12 protein-coding genes are annotated in these 13,197 nt (G+C 70.7%); 10 read left to right on the top strand and 2 right to left on the bottom strand.

The window, feature by feature from the left end; translation table 11 throughout:
- The first annotated feature begins 4 nt into the window (after positions 1–4).
- The 10 genes from recF (at position 5) to MFF54_RS13210 (ending at position 10,344) form a co-directional block, all read left to right on the top strand.
- Positions 5–1,162 carry a DNA replication/repair protein RecF gene (recF, locus tag MFF54_RS13255; protein ID WP_238303398.1) on the top strand — a complete coding sequence of 386 codons (1,158 nt, stop codon included), beginning with the start codon at positions 5–7 and terminating at the stop codon, positions 1,160–1,162.
- Positions 1,163–1,170: 8 nt separating this feature from the next.
- Complete coding sequence (locus MFF54_RS13250) at positions 1,171–1,782, top strand: LysE family translocator (protein WP_238303397.1); 612 nt, start codon at positions 1,171–1,173, stop codon at positions 1,780–1,782.
- Between the two features lie 371 nt (positions 1,783–2,153).
- Positions 2,154–4,001 carry a DNA helicase RecQ gene (gene recQ, locus MFF54_RS13245; RefSeq protein WP_238303396.1) on the top strand — a complete coding sequence of 616 codons (1,848 nt, stop codon included), beginning with the start codon at positions 2,154–2,156 and terminating at the stop codon, positions 3,999–4,001.
- A gap of 111 nt (positions 4,002–4,112) precedes the next feature.
- A complete protein-coding gene (locus MFF54_RS13240) occupies positions 4,113–5,318 on the top strand; it encodes a hydrolase (RefSeq protein ID WP_238303395.1) in 1,206 nt (401 codons plus the stop codon).
- A gap of 199 nt (positions 5,319–5,517) precedes the next feature.
- A complete protein-coding gene (gene purL / locus MFF54_RS13235) occupies positions 5,518–7,746 on the top strand; it encodes a phosphoribosylformylglycinamidine synthase subunit PurL (protein WP_238303394.1) in 2,229 nt (742 codons plus the stop codon).
- 16 nt (positions 7,747–7,762) lie between these two features.
- On the top strand, positions 7,763–7,999 hold the full coding sequence (locus MFF54_RS13230) for a BolA family protein (protein WP_142582862.1): 237 nt from the start codon (positions 7,763–7,765) through the stop codon (positions 7,997–7,999).
- A gap of 23 nt (positions 8,000–8,022) precedes the next feature.
- Complete coding sequence (locus MFF54_RS13225) at positions 8,023–8,505, top strand: DUF29 domain-containing protein (protein ID WP_238303393.1); 483 nt, start codon at positions 8,023–8,025, stop codon at positions 8,503–8,505.
- 42 nt (positions 8,506–8,547) lie between these two features.
- Positions 8,548–8,886, top strand: coding sequence for a Grx4 family monothiol glutaredoxin (gene grxD / locus MFF54_RS13220; RefSeq protein ID WP_109949474.1), 339 nt, complete (start codon positions 8,548–8,550; stop codon positions 8,884–8,886).
- A gap of 119 nt (positions 8,887–9,005) precedes the next feature.
- A complete protein-coding gene (locus tag MFF54_RS13215; protein ID WP_238303392.1) occupies positions 9,006–9,905 on the top strand; it encodes an NAD(P)/FAD-dependent oxidoreductase in 900 nt (299 codons plus the stop codon).
- Between the two features lie 220 nt (positions 9,906–10,125).
- Positions 10,126–10,344 carry a hypothetical protein gene (locus MFF54_RS13210; protein ID WP_238303391.1) on the top strand — a complete coding sequence of 73 codons (219 nt, stop codon included), beginning with the start codon at positions 10,126–10,128 and terminating at the stop codon, positions 10,342–10,344.
- Positions 10,345–10,348: 4 nt separating this feature from the next.
- On the opposite strand, the gene MFF54_RS13205 is transcribed toward MFF54_RS13210, so the two are convergent.
- Positions 10,349–11,182 (bottom strand): hypothetical protein, encoded by an 834-nt coding sequence (locus MFF54_RS13205; protein ID WP_238303390.1) that lies wholly within the window; start codon positions 11,180–11,182, stop codon positions 10,349–10,351.
- Positions 11,183–11,275: 93 nt separating this feature from the next.
- Positions 11,276–13,197: M3 family metallopeptidase (locus MFF54_RS13200; RefSeq protein WP_238303389.1), on the bottom strand; the 1,922-nt coding region annotated here is incomplete at its 5' end.

The raw sequence follows: 13,197 nt of genomic DNA, 5'->3' as shown, positions 1-13,197 counted from the left end.
CCGCATGACTGATCCCGAGGGCGCCCAGCGTCTCACCCGCCTGATCGCCCGCGACTTCCGCAACCACGCCGACCTCGACCTCGAACTCGAGAGCCGGTTCGTGGCTCTGGTGGGCGAGAACGGGGCCGGCAAGACGAACCTCTTGGAGGCGATCTCGCTGTTCTCGCCGGGGCGCGGCCTGCGCCGCGCCGACCTCGCCATCATGGCGCGGGAGGGCGGGCCGGGCGGCTTCGCTGTTTCGGCGACGCTCGCCCGCGACGGCGACGCGCACAGGCTCGGTACCGGCATAGAGCCGCCGGGCTACGACGGCCGGGTCGCCCGGGTCTGCCGGATCGATGGCGGCAACGTCCCCTCTCCGATCGCCTTCGCCGAGTTCCTGCGGGTGGTCTGGCTCACCCCGGACCTCGATGGCCTGTTCCGCGGGGCCGCGGGGGACCGGCGCCGCTTCCTCGACCGGCTCGTGCTCGCGGTCGATGCCGGCCACGGCGCCCGGGTCTCGGCGATGGAGCGGGCGCTCCGCTCGCGCAACCGCATCCTGGAGGAGCGCCCGAACGACGGGCAGTGGCTCGACGCCGTCGAGCGGGAGGCCGCCGAACTCGGCGTCGCGGTGGCGCTCGCCCGCCGCGAGACCGTGGAACGCCTCGACCGGCTGATCGCCGAGACCCGCGACGATGCCCAGCCCTTCCCCTGGGCCAGCGTGCGACTGGAGGGCGAGCTCGACGACCTCGTGGCGGTCTGGCCAGCGGTGGAGGCGGAGGACCGCTTCCGCCTGGCGCTCGCCCGCGGCCGCCACCGCGACCGGGCCGCTGGCCGCACCCTGATCGGTCCGCAGACCACGGATCTCACCGTGCGCCACGGCCCGAAGGACGTGCCGGCAGCGACCGCCTCGACGGGCGAGCAGAAGGCGCTGCTGATCGGGCTCGTCCTGGCGCATGCCCGCCTCGTCCAGGCGATGAGCGGCATCGCACCGCTGATCCTGCTCGATGAGGTCGCGGCCCATCTCGACCCGCGCCGCCGCACCGGCCTGTTCGACGCGCTGGAGGCTCTGCCCGGGCAGGTCTGGATGACGGGGGCCGACCCGGCCATGTTCTACGAGTTGGCGGGACGCGCCGACGTCGTCAGGATCGCGGACGGGCGCGTCGTCGCGTCGGAAACGGGTTGAGGCGTCCTATGCCCCTGTCGAGCGTCCTCGTGTTCGCCGTCGTCTACGCGGTGGCCGTCGCCTCACCGGGGCCCGGCGTCTTCGCGCTCGTCGCGCGCGTCCTGGCGCGCGGCACCCGTGGCATCCCGGCCTTCATCGCGGGGTTCCTCGTCGGCGACCTGCTTTGGTTCTCGATCGCGGCGGCGGGGTTCGCGCTGCTCGCGCAGAGCTTCGCTACCCTCTTCGTCGGCATCCGCTATCTCGGCGCGGCCTATCTGGCCTATCTCGCGTGGCGGGCCTGGACCGCCCCGGTCGAGCCGCTCGCGGGCGAACCGGTGCGGGGCGAGAGCGGGCCGCGCCTCTTTCTCGGCGGCCTCGCTCTGACGCTCGGCAATCCGAAAGTCGTCCTGTTCTTCCTCGCCCTGCTGCCGACCGTGATCGACTTGGAGCATCTGACCCCGCTCGGGATGATCGAGATCGCCGCGACCATCGTGGTCGTTCTCGGTACGACGCTCGCTGCCTACGCGCTCGCCGCGGCTCGGGTCCGGCGCATTTTCGTCTCGGTCCGCGCGCGGCGGGCGGTCAATCGGGGAGCCGGCACCGTGATGGCGGGGGCAGCAATCGCCGTTGCGACGCGGTGAGAGTCCCGGCAGGAGATTACGACTATCCCAGAGGCGTCGACGAACATCACGGATCCCCGCTCAGATCGTCGTCGAACGCCTTGTCTGCCTCCTGCCCGGGCTTGGGAGCCGCCGCGATCTCGTCCAACACGGGCTGTAGACGCTCTGCTGGGGGGAACGCATCGCGCCTCTCGCCAGCGGTCATGAACCAGGGCGCGGCGCACGGCCTCGGCCTTGCTCAGCTTGGCTGTGGGGGCCAGTTTGTCGGCCGAGCGATTCGCGACCTCCTCGCTGATGTTCGGCGGCACGAGCCTCTCCACCGCGTAGACATCGAAGGCCAAGGCCTACACAAACCCGCTTCAAGCCGTTCGCAGTCCCGGACCCTCAGACCCATGTCCCAACGCCTCGACGAGGCCCGCGCCGCGCTCCGGAAAACTTTCGGCTACGACGATTTCCGGCCCGGACAGGCTGAGGTGATCGGCGCCGTCCTCGACGGCACCGACGTCTTCGCCGTGATGCCGACGGGCTCCGGCAAGTCGATGACCTACCAGCTCCCCGCCCTCGTGGAGGACGGGCTCTGCGTGGTGGTCTCGCCGCTGATCGCGCTGATGCACGATCAGGTGCAGCAGATGCGCGCCTTCGGCATCCCGGCCGCCACCCTGAACTCCACGGTGCCGGAGGCGGAATCGCGCGAGACCTGGCGGCGCATCCGCTCGGGCGAGCTCCGCCTGCTCTTCGTCTCACCCGAGCGCCTGCTGATGGACGGCTGCATGGAGGCGCTGCGGGGTGCCGGCGTCCGGCGGCTCGCCGTGGACGAGGCGCACTGCGTCTCGCAATGGGGCCACGATTTCCGGCCCGAGTACCGCGAGATCGCCCGAGCCCGCGAGACGCTGGGCAACGTGCAGGTGCTGGCGCTGACCGCGACCGCGGACGCCACGACCCGCGCGGAGATCGCCGAACGCCTGTTCCCGGCGGGCCGCCCGCCTAAGGTGTTCGTCCACTCCTTCGACCGGCCGAACATCCGTCTGACCTTCATGCCGAAGGACAACCCGACGCGGCAGATCGAGCGCTTCCTGAAGCACCGCCGCCAGGAGAGCGGCATCATCTACTGCTCGTCGCGCAAGCGCACGGAGCAGCTCGCCGACAGCCTGAAGGCGGACGGCTTCAACGCCCTGCCCTATCATGCGGGCCTCGACCAGGCGACGCGGATGCGGAACCAGGACGTCTTCCTGCAAGAAGACGGCGTCGTGATGACCGCGACGATCGCCTTCGGCATGGGCATCAACAAGCCGGACGTGCGCTTCGTCTGCCACGCCGACATGCCGAACAACATCGAGGGCTACTATCAGGAGATCGGCCGCGCGGGCCGCGATGGGCTGCCCGCCGATACGCTGACCCTCTACGGCCTCGACGACATGGCGCTCCGCCGCCGCCAGATCGACGAGAAGGAGGTCGGCGACGAGCGCCGCCGGGTCGAGCGGCGCAAGCTCGAGGCAATGATCGCGCTCTGCGAGGGCGCCTCGTGCCGCCGCCAGTCGCTGCTCGGCTATTTCGGCGAGACGAGCCAGCCGTGCGGGCGCTGCGATCTCTGCCGCGGCGGCGTCGAGCTGGTCGACGGGACGGTGGCCGCCCAGAAGGTGCTCTCGGCGATCGTGCGCACCGGACAGCGTTTCGGCGCGGCCTATGTGTGCGACGTGGTGCACGGAAAGGAGAGCGAGCAGATCCGCCGCAACGGCCACACCCAGCTTAAGACCTATGGGGTCGGCGCCGACAAGCCGGTGGCCGCCTGGCGCGCCATCCTGCGCCAGCTCTTCGCCGCCGGGGCGGTTGCCGAGAACACGGACGGCTACGGCGGTCTCTGCATGACCGAGCGGGGCGAGGCGATCCTGTTCGGGCGCGAGAGCGTCCAGCTGCGCCCCGACCCGCAGCCGAAGGCGGAGACGCGCGACCGTCGCCGCTCCTCCGCATCCCGCGACGACGACGCGCTGGCGCTCTCGGACGCCGACGAGGCCCTCTTCCAGCACCTGCGGGGCCTGCGCGCGACAATCGCGCGGGCGGAGGGCATCGCGGCCTTCATGGTCTTCCCTGACCGGACGCTCGTCGAGATGGCGCGCCAGAAGCCCGTCGATCTCTGGGCGCTCCGCTCGGTCCACGGCGTCGGCGAGCGCAAGCGCGAGGCCTACGGCGAGCGCTTCGTCGGGGCGATCGCGGATTTTCTCAGCCACACGCCCGCCGGCTGACGGACGCGCGCCTCTGACAGCTCCGCGCCGCGCTTTCTCCTCGTCTGTGCCCGATTCGCTCTGTTAGGGACGGCCAACCCGGCGGCGCGAGCGATCACCATTTCCCAGACGATGACAGACGAGATGGCGCCCGAGGATCCGAGGCGGATCGGCCGGCGCGCGGTGTTCTACCTGCCGGGCTTCGACCCCCGCGACCCGGAGACCTACTGGGGTCTGTTCCGGCGCGAGGCGCGGCGCATGGCGGCGCGGCGCGACCGCGCCATCGCGGTCGGCGAGCCGGCCCGCGCCCCGGACGGGATCAGCCTCGACTGGACGATCGAGGCGGACGGCACGCGGACGCGCTACAGCCTCCTGCGCTGGGAGGACGTGGTCCGCGCCCACTTCCCGCGGCCGGAATGGCGCAGGCTCGTCGCGGTGCCGGCCCTGCTCTGGCGCCTGTTCCGCACGGGCTACAGCCGCAACCTGCGCCGGGAGGCGCGGCGCTTCTTCACCGTCATCTGGAGCGTCCACCGGATCTATCTGGGCCTCGCGGTGCTCAGCCTCGTGCTCGCCGCTCTCGGATTGCTGCTCCTGCCGCCGGACTGTCGCCTCTGGGGCGTGCCGGCCGTGCCGGTCACGGCCTACGCGATCCTCGCCGTGCTGACGCGCCTGACCCGGGGGAAGCCGCTCTACGTCGCCCATCTGGTGGACGACACCGCCTTCACGCACGCCCACGCGGCGGGCCGCGTCGCCGCGATGCCGGCCCGCCTCGACGCCTTCGCGGCGCGCATCCAGGCCGCCGAGGGAAGCGCGGACGAGATCGTGGTGATCGGCCACTCCTCCTCCAGCTTCCTCGGCGTCGAGGTGCTGGACCGGGTGCTGGCCACCGATCCCGGTTTCGGCACGCGCGGCACCCCGGTCTCCTTCGTGACGATCGGCAGCGTGATCCCGTGGATCGGCCTCGATCCGGCGGCGGTACGGGTGCGCGGCGCCCTCGCCCGCGTCGCCGCAGCGGGGGCGATCGGCTGGCTCGACATCCGCGCGCCCTGGGACTGGCTGTCGATCCACCTGCGCGACCCGCTCGCCGCCTGCGGCGTGCCCTCGCCGGGACCCGACCGGCCGGCGGTGCTGCGCGTGCAGATCCGGGATCTGGTCGAGCCCCGCAAGGTAGCGCGGCTGAGCTGGAACCTGTTCCGCATGCACTTCCAGCTGCTGATGGCGAGTCGGCAGGCGACGGGGTTCGACTACGTCGATCTCGTCTCCGGACCGGAACCCGTCCACAGGGTGGTCCGGCGATGCTGCCGGGCTCCGTCCCGCGAGCCGATCGCGGCGGCCTGAGCCGGATCCGCCGGCGCCGACCTCCGTTCCGGACGCAACCCTGCGCCCAGCACGGGACCGCCGCTGGCCCTCGGCAGTTGCCTCCGTGCCCGCTTCCGCTCTAGAGCCGGGGCGGCTTGTATTCTTTCGGCCCGGTTCGGGCACGGTCGTGGGTCCACCGCCTTCGCGGCCACGACCACCACTTGTCGAGACCCTGCGCATGTTCCGCAACGATGTCCCGATCACGCCCGATCTCGTGCGCCAGCACGGTCTGACGCCCGACGAGTACGAGCGCTTCCGCGCGCTCATCGGGCGCGACCCGACGCTGACCGAGCTCGGCATCGTCTCGGCCATGTGGAACGAGCACTGCTCCTACAAATCCTCGCGGAAGCACCTGCGCGGCCTGCCGACCTCGGCGCCGTGGGTGATCCAGGGGCCGGGCGAGAACGCGGGCGTCATCGACATCGGCGACGGGCTGGCCTGCGTCTTCAAGATGGAGAGCCACAACCACCCGAGCTTCATCGAGCCCTACCAGGGCGCGGCGACCGGCGTCGGCGGCATCCTGCGCGACGTCTTCACCATGGGCGCGCGGCCGATCGCGGCCTTGAACGCGCTCCGCTTCGGCTCGCCCGACCACCCGCGCACGCGCCACCTCGTCTCCGGCGTGGTCGCGGGCATCGGCGGCTACGGCAACTCCTTCGGCGTGCCGACGGTGGGCGGCCAAATGGGCTTCCACAGCCGCTACGACGGCAACATCCTGGTCAACGCCATGGCGGTCGGCCTTGCCCAGGCGGACGGCATCTTCTACGCCGCCGCCGCCGGCGTCGGGAACCCGATCGTCTATCTCGGCTCCAAGACCGGCCGCGACGGCATCCACGGCGCCACCATGGCGTCGGCCGAGTTCGACGAGGAGAGCGAGTCGAAGCGCCCGACCGTGCAGGTCGGCGACCCCTTCGCCGAGAAGCTGCTGCTCGAGGCCTGCCTGGAGCTGATGGCGTCCGGTGCCGTCATCGCGATCCAGGACATGGGCGCGGCGGGTCTGACCTGCTCGGCCGTCGAGATGGGCGCCAAGGGCGACCTCGGCGTCGAGCTCGACATCGACAAGGTGCCGGCCCGCGAGGCGGGCATGACGCCCTACGAGATGATGCTCTCGGAGAGCCAGGAGCGCATGCTCATGGTGCTCAAGCCTGGCATGGAGGCCGAGGCCCAGGCGATCTTCGTGAAGTGGGGCCTGGACTTCGCGGTGATCGGGCGCACCACCGACACGCTCCGCTTCGTCATCAAGTGGCACGGCGAGACGGTCGCCGATCTGCCGATCAAGGAACTCGGCGACGAGGCCCCGCTCTACGACCGCCCCCACATCGCCAACACGCACCAGCCGGTCGTGAAGGCCGCCGACGTCGCGGCACCCGCCTCGCTTGCGGACGCGCTGCGGCGGCTCGTGGCCTCGCCGGATCTCGCCTCGAAGCGCTGGGTCTACGAGCAGTACGACCACTACATCCTCGGCAACACCGTGCAGAAGCCCGGCGGCGACGCCGCGATCGTGCGCGTCGAGGACGGGCCGAAGGGCCTCGCGCTCACCTGCGACGTGACCCCGCGCTACTGCGAGGCCGATCCCGTCGAGGGCGGGCGTCAGGCGGTGGCGGAAGCGTGGCGCAACATCACGGCGGTGGGCGGGCGCCCGCTCGCCATCACCGACAACCTGAACTTCGGCAACCCCGAGAAGCCCGAGGTGATGGGCCAGCTCGTCGGCTGCCTCCAGGGCATCGGCGAGGCCTGCCGGGCGCTCGACTTCCCGGTCGTGTCCGGCAACGTCTCGCTCTACAACGAGACCAACGGCGTCGGCATCCTGCCCACCCCGACCATCGGCGGCGTCGGTGTCCTCGACGACGTCGAGCGGCACGCCACCCTCGCCCTGAAGCGCGAGGGCGACGTGCTGATCCTCGTCGGCGCGAGCGAGGGCTGGCTCGGCCAGTCCACCTATCTCTCGGTGATTGAGGGCCGCGAGGAGGGCGCGCCGCCGCCGGTCGATCTCGGCTTGGAGCGCCGCAACGGCGACTTCGTACGCGGCCTCATCACCTCCGGGCTCGTCGACACGGTGCACGACCTCTCGGACGGCGGCCTTGCCGTCGCGCTCGCCGAGATGGCGATGGCCGGCAACATCGGTGCCGCGCTGCCCGAGGTTGCTGTCGACGGGCTGCCGGCCCACGCCTACCTGTTCGGCGAGGACCAGGGCCGCTACCTGCTGGCGGTCGAGTCGGAGGCCGCCTCCGACATCCTCTACAGCGCTTCTTCGCAGGGGATCGATGCGGCGGTCGTCGGCGTCACCGGCTCCGACCGTTTGACCCTGCCGGGCGGCGAGACCATATCGGTGGCCGAGCTGCGCCAGGCCAACGAGCGCTGGCTGCCCGACTACATGGCGAGCCAGCCGGCCGCGGTCGCGTCCTGATCCGAGGAGTACCCCGATGCCGATGGATGCGCGCGAGATCGAGCGGATGATCCGCGAGGCGCTGCCCGACGCCCAGATCGAGATCCGTGACCTCGCGGGCGACGGCGATCACTACGCCGCGACCGTCCTCTCCTCCGCCTTCAAGGGGAAGACCCGGGTCGCCCAGCACCAGATGGTCTACGGCGCGCTCCAAGGGCGGATGGGGGGCGTGCTGCACGCGCTTGCGCTGACCACGGGCGTGCCGCAGGATTGAGAGCCCGCGCGGGAGTTCTCCCTGTGGATCGACCGAGCCTCTCCGACGACATCGTGGCCTGGGCCGAGGAGCAGGCCGCCGCCCTGGGTGCGCGGGGTGAGTTGTCGAATGTGCTCGATTGGGAGAACCTCGCCGAAAAGTTTGAGGGCGTAGGGCGGTCTCACATCCGGGCGGTCGAAGGGCTGCTGATGCAGACGCTGGCCCACCTCCTGAAGCGCGTCTCCGCGCCGCTCGCGCCGACGAGCACGCACTGGCGCGAGGAGAACGTGACCTTCCAAATCACCGCCTGGAGCGCCTATGAGCCGTCGATGCGGCAGAGGCTGAACTGGGACAAGATCTGGAAAGCCGCCTTCAACGCGGCGGAAGCCAGGCTCGGTGCATACGGAAACGCGTTGCTTCCGGGGCTGCCCAACGCCTGCCCACTCGATCCGGCTGATCTGTTGGCCGAGCGTTTCGACCTTGACCGCGCGCTGCGGACGCTCGCAGCCCCGGTTGCAAGCCGCTGATCGAGATCGCAGATATCAGACGATAACGAGAAGGACAGAACGATGTCGGACGTCAACGCCACGATCGAGAACGAGATCAAGTCGCAGGACGTGGTCGTGTTCATGAAGGGCACGCCGCAGATGCCGCAATGCGGCTTCTCGGGCCAGGTCGTGCAGATCCTCAACTACCTCGGCGTCCCCTTCAAGGGCGTCAACGTGCTGGCCGACCAGGGCATCCGCGAGGGCATCAAGGCCTACTCGAACTGGCCGACCATCCCGCAGATCTACGTGAAGGGCGAGTTCGTCGGCGGCTGCGACATCACCCGCGAGATGTTCCAGTCGGGCGAGTTGCAGACCTTCCTCTCCGAGAAGGGCGTGCCGGTGAAGCCCGCCGCCGCCTGAGCCCCGGCGCAGCGCCGGACCGGAAGAGGGCGCGCGAGCGCCCTTTTTCATGTGCAGTGCGGAAATATACGCGCTCACGAACGGTTTGCCCGCAGACGAGACCGTGAGCGGGCGAGCGGATGCGCGACGTCATCATCGTGGGCGGCGGCCCCGCCGGCCTCAACGCCGCGCTGATCCTCGGGCGCTGCCGCCGAAACGTCCTGCTCTGCGACGCCGGCCGGCCGCGCAATGCCGCAACGCCGCTGACTTGGGGGATCTTCACCCGCGACGGCACGCCCCCCGCCGAATTGCGGGCCCGCGCGGAGGCGGATCTCGACCGCTACGACACGGTCGAACGGCGAGAGATCGAGGTGACGGGTGCGCTAAGGACGGAGGACGGCTTCGCGGTCGATCTGGCAGACGGGACGCGCGAGCACGCCCGGCGCTTGATCATAGCCACCGGCCTGCATCAGGATCTGCCCGCGATCGAAGGTGTCTCCGACTTCTGGGGCACGGGCGTGCATTCCTGCCCGTACTGCGACGGCTACGAGGCGCGCGACCAGCCACTCGTCGCCCTCGGCCACGGGCCGACCGCCAAGGGCTTCGCCCTCGAACTGACGGTCTGGAGTCGTGACGTCACCCTGTGCACGGACGCTCGCCCGACCGATCTCGCGGCGCAGGATCGCGACCGCCTTGCCCGCAACGGCGTCCGCGTGGACGAGCGCCCTGTTCGGGCATTGCGCGGCGCGGACGGGCATCCTACGCATCTCGAATTCGCGGACGGCGGCACCCGCCCCTGCCGAGCCGTGTTCCTGATGCCCGCGGGCTGTCGCCCCTCGGATCTGCTCGCTGGCCTCGGCTGCGACCTGACCGATAAGGGCGTGGTGCCGACCAGCGATTACGAGAAGACGAACGTGCCGGGGCTCTACGTCGCGGGCGACGCCTCGCGGCGCGTCCAGTTCGCCGTGGTAGCCGCCGCCGAGGGCGCGATGGCGGCCTTTGCGGTCAATACCGAATTGCTGCGTGAAGATACCCGCTGACGGCGCCAGCGGCTTGCGGAGAGACTGAAAAAAGGCCTATTGCACCGCGCCGGAAGTGCCATTCGGCACAGCCGCTGGTTCGCTTCTCTGCAAGGGTTAAGGACTGGTTACGAAGCGTCGTTATTCGGAACCGGTTCAGGTTATCCCCGTTATTCCCACGCGGTCGAGCTTGTCTCGGTCGGTCGCCCCACCACAGTCGCTGCTTCCCGCAAGGCCGGCCATGCCCGTCTTCGATTCCAAGACCCGTGATGACGCGTTCGAGGGGCAGGCGCTCCTCGCCGCCATCCTGCAGCCGACGCGTGCCGCCCGCAGCCAAGCCCTGGTGAACGGGCGCCGCCGCGCGAAGCGCGGGATCATGCCGGCCGGGCCCGCGACGCTGACGGCACGCGAGCCTGATGCGGCCCACATCGACACGCCCGCCACCCTCTCCGCGCGCTGAGCCTCTACCACGCCTGGTGCGTGATCAGGCCCTGACGCGTCACCACCACCCATTCCCGGCCGCGGCGCTCGATGCCCTCGACGCGACCGATACCCGGCACCGAGTCACCCGGCCCCACCTCGACCAGGCGACGGCGACGGTCCTCCAGAATGGCGGTCCCGTCATAGACGTCGCGCACTGCCCAAGCCTCCACCACGGCGGGCTTCTCGGGCGCCTTCTTCGGCTCGATGCTGCCGGTCTGCGTCGGCTCGGGCTTGGCTGGAGCGACCGGGACGGCCGCCTGCTGCACGGGAGCCGGCAGCGCCGCGGCGGCGCGCTTCTCGATCTGCGTCGTCAGGGCGGCCAGCTTCGCGCTCTGGTCGCGCTCGGCCTGCTCGACGCGGTCGCCGAGGGCCGCGATCTTGCCGGACAACCCCTGCTCGGCCTTGGCGACCCTCTCGGTGAGCCCGGCGCTGCGGCCCGCGGCCTCCTTGCGGGCCGCTTCCTGACTCTCCTTCAGAGCCGCGAACGTACGGCCGAGCTGCTCGACCTCGGTGGCGATGCGCGCCGATTCGGTCCGGGCCGCGTCAATTCCGGTATGGACCTCGGCAAGCGCCTCGCCCTGACCGCCGCGCGGCAGCGAGGCCGCGGTGAGACCCGCCCCGCAGATCAGCCCCAGGACGAGCGCGCCTCCCGCCACGCCTAGAAGCCGCGGGTCGAGACGCAAGCGCGGGGATGCCGTTTCGGCCGCCGGGGTGGCCTTGGCTGGCGCGGCTTCGGCGGGTGCGGCGCGGCCGCCCGAGACCGCGGCCTTGAGCAGGGCCTCGGGTGAGGCCGATCCGGTCGCTTTCGTCGTCATGGCCGTCGTCCTCTCCCGAAGCGTGCGAGGTTTGAATCCCGAAAGCTTCGGTTAAGGACGCTTGTTTACCGAACCGTTACCATAAGGTCCGGTTCAGGCCGCGAGGCCCCGCTTCTTCAGGAGTGGCCCGGTGCTCGGCAGGCGCCCGCGGAACAAGGTATAGGCGTCGCGCGGATCGCGCAGGTTGCCGGCGCCGTACACGTATCGGCGCAGGCGCGCGGCGGTCTCCGGATGGAAGATGTCGCCGGCCTCCCGGAAGGCGTCGAAGGCGTCGGCGTCCAGTACCTCGGACCAGAGATAGCTGTAGTAGCCGGCCGCGTAGCCGTCTCCAGAGAAGATGTGCGCGAAGTGCGGGCTGCGGTGGCGCATGCCGATCTCGGCCGGCATGGCGATGCGCTTGAGCGCCTCCGTCTCGAAGTCGAGCACGTCGAGGCCACCCTCCCCGGCGTTCGAGAGGTGCAGCGTCATGTCGACGATCGCGGAGGCCGTGTACTCCACGGTGGCGAAGCCCTGGTTGAAGGTGCGGGCGGCGAGGAGCTTCGTCAGCAGCGCCTCGGGCATCGGCTCGCCGGTGCGGTGGTGGCGGGCGTGGGCGCGCAGAACCTCGGGCTGCTCCAGCCAGTGCTCGTAGAGCTGCGAGGGCAGCTCCACGAAGTCGCCCGAGACGGCGGTGCCGGCGAGCAGCGGGTAGGTCACGTCCGAGAGGAGGCCGTGCAGGGCGTGGCCGAACTCGTGGAACAGCGTGCGCGCATCGTCGAAGGAGAGGAGCGCCGCCTCCCCGGGCGGGGCCTTGGCGAAGTTCATCACATTGACGATGATCGGCGTGACCGGGCCGTTCAGCCGCTCCTGCGAGCGGAAGGCGCTCATCCAGGCGCCCGAGCGCTTCGAGGCGCGGGCGAAGTAGTCGCCGAGGAACAGTCCGACCTCCGAGCCGTCCCGGTTCGTCACCCGCCAGACGCGCACATCCGGGTGGTAGCGCGGCACGTCCGCCAGTTCCTCGAAGGCCAGACCGAACAGGCGCGCGGCCGTGTCGAAGGCCGCCTGGATCATGCCGTCGAGCGGCAGATAGGCCTTCACCTCGCCCTCATCGAGATCGTGTTCGGCCCTCCGCAACTTCTCGGCATAGTGGCGCCAATCGTGCGCCTGGAGCGCGAAGTTGCCGCCTTCCGCGGCGATGATGGCCTGGAGCCGGTCGCGCTCGGCGCCCGCCCGCTTCTGGGCAGGGGCCCAGACCTCGGTGAGGAGCGCGGTGGCGGCCTCGGGGCTCGCCGCCATCGTGTCGTCCAGCTTGTAATGGGCGAAGCTCTGGTATCCGAGGAGGCGTGCCCGCTCGGCCCTGAGCTGCACGATCTCCCGAATGATTACCCGGTTGTCGGTCTCAGCCCCCGATTCACCGCGGCGGATCCAGGCCTCGTAGGCCCGCTCGCGCAGGTCGCGCCGGGTCGAGAAGACCAGGAACGGCTCGATCAGCGAGCGCGACAGGGTGACGACGTGGCCGTGCTCCCCGCCCCGCTCCTGCGCGGCGCTGGCGGCCGCCGCCCGCAGGAAGGGTGGCAGGCCGGCGAGATCGTCCTCGCCGTCGAGCGGCAGCACGAAGCGGCTCTCGTCGGCGAGCAGGTTCTGGCTAAAGCGCGTGCCCAGCTCGGACATCCGCGCGGCGATCTCAGCCATGCGCGCCTTCGCCTCGGGCGCAAGGTCGGCGCCGGCCCGGCGGAAACGCGTGCGGTAGCGCTCCAGCACCCGGCGCTCCTCGTCACCGAGACCGTCCGAGGGGATTGCCGCGATGCGGGCCCAGAGGTCCGCGTTCAGGTAGATGGCGCTGCCGTGCCGGGCGAGCTTCGGCCCGACCGTGCGCTCGATCGCCTGGAGCTCCGGGTTCGTATGGCTGCCGGTGAGATTGTAGAAGACGCCCGCCACCCGATCGAGGGCGAGGCCTGCCCGCTCCATGGCCGCGACGGTGTTGTCGAAGTCCGGGGCCGCGGGATCCTTCGCGATGGCGGCGATCTCGGCCTCGT

Origin of the sequence: Methylobacterium gregans, assembly GCF_022179245.1 — a bacterium.
Classification (GTDB): Bacteria; Pseudomonadota; Alphaproteobacteria; order Rhizobiales; family Beijerinckiaceae; genus Methylobacterium; species Methylobacterium gregans.
The sequence above is the reverse complement of the archived record's forward strand: the minus strand, read 5'-3'. Positions and strand labels throughout refer to the sequence as shown.

Bases quoted from the DNA above. Each gene is read 5' to 3' on its own strand.
- MFF54_RS13205 (WP_238303390.1), bottom strand. From the start codon at position 11,182: ATGACGACGAAAGCGACCGGATCGGCCTCACCCGAGGCCCTGCTCAAG.
- MFF54_RS13215 (WP_238303392.1), top strand. From the start codon at position 9,006: ATGCGCGACGTCATCATCGTGGGCGGCGGCCCCGCCGGCCTCAACGCC.
- MFF54_RS13250 (WP_238303397.1), top strand. From the start codon at position 1,171: ATGCCCCTGTCGAGCGTCCTCGTGTTCGCCGTCGTCTACGCGGTGGCC.
- MFF54_RS13210 (WP_238303391.1), top strand. From the start codon at position 10,126: ATGCCCGTCTTCGATTCCAAGACCCGTGATGACGCGTTCGAGGGGCAG.
- grxD (WP_109949474.1), top strand. From the start codon at position 8,548: ATGTCGGACGTCAACGCCACGATCGAGAACGAGATCAAGTCGCAGGAC.
- MFF54_RS13230 (WP_142582862.1), top strand. From the start codon at position 7,763: ATGCCGATGGATGCGCGCGAGATCGAGCGGATGATCCGCGAGGCGCTG.
- purL (WP_238303394.1), top strand. From the start codon at position 5,518: ATGTTCCGCAACGATGTCCCGATCACGCCCGATCTCGTGCGCCAGCAC.
- MFF54_RS13240 (WP_238303395.1), top strand. From the start codon at position 4,113: ATGACAGACGAGATGGCGCCCGAGGATCCGAGGCGGATCGGCCGGCGC.
- recF (WP_238303398.1), top strand. From the start codon at position 5: ATGACTGATCCCGAGGGCGCCCAGCGTCTCACCCGCCTGATCGCCCGC.
- recQ (WP_238303396.1), top strand. From the start codon at position 2,154: ATGTCCCAACGCCTCGACGAGGCCCGCGCCGCGCTCCGGAAAACTTTC.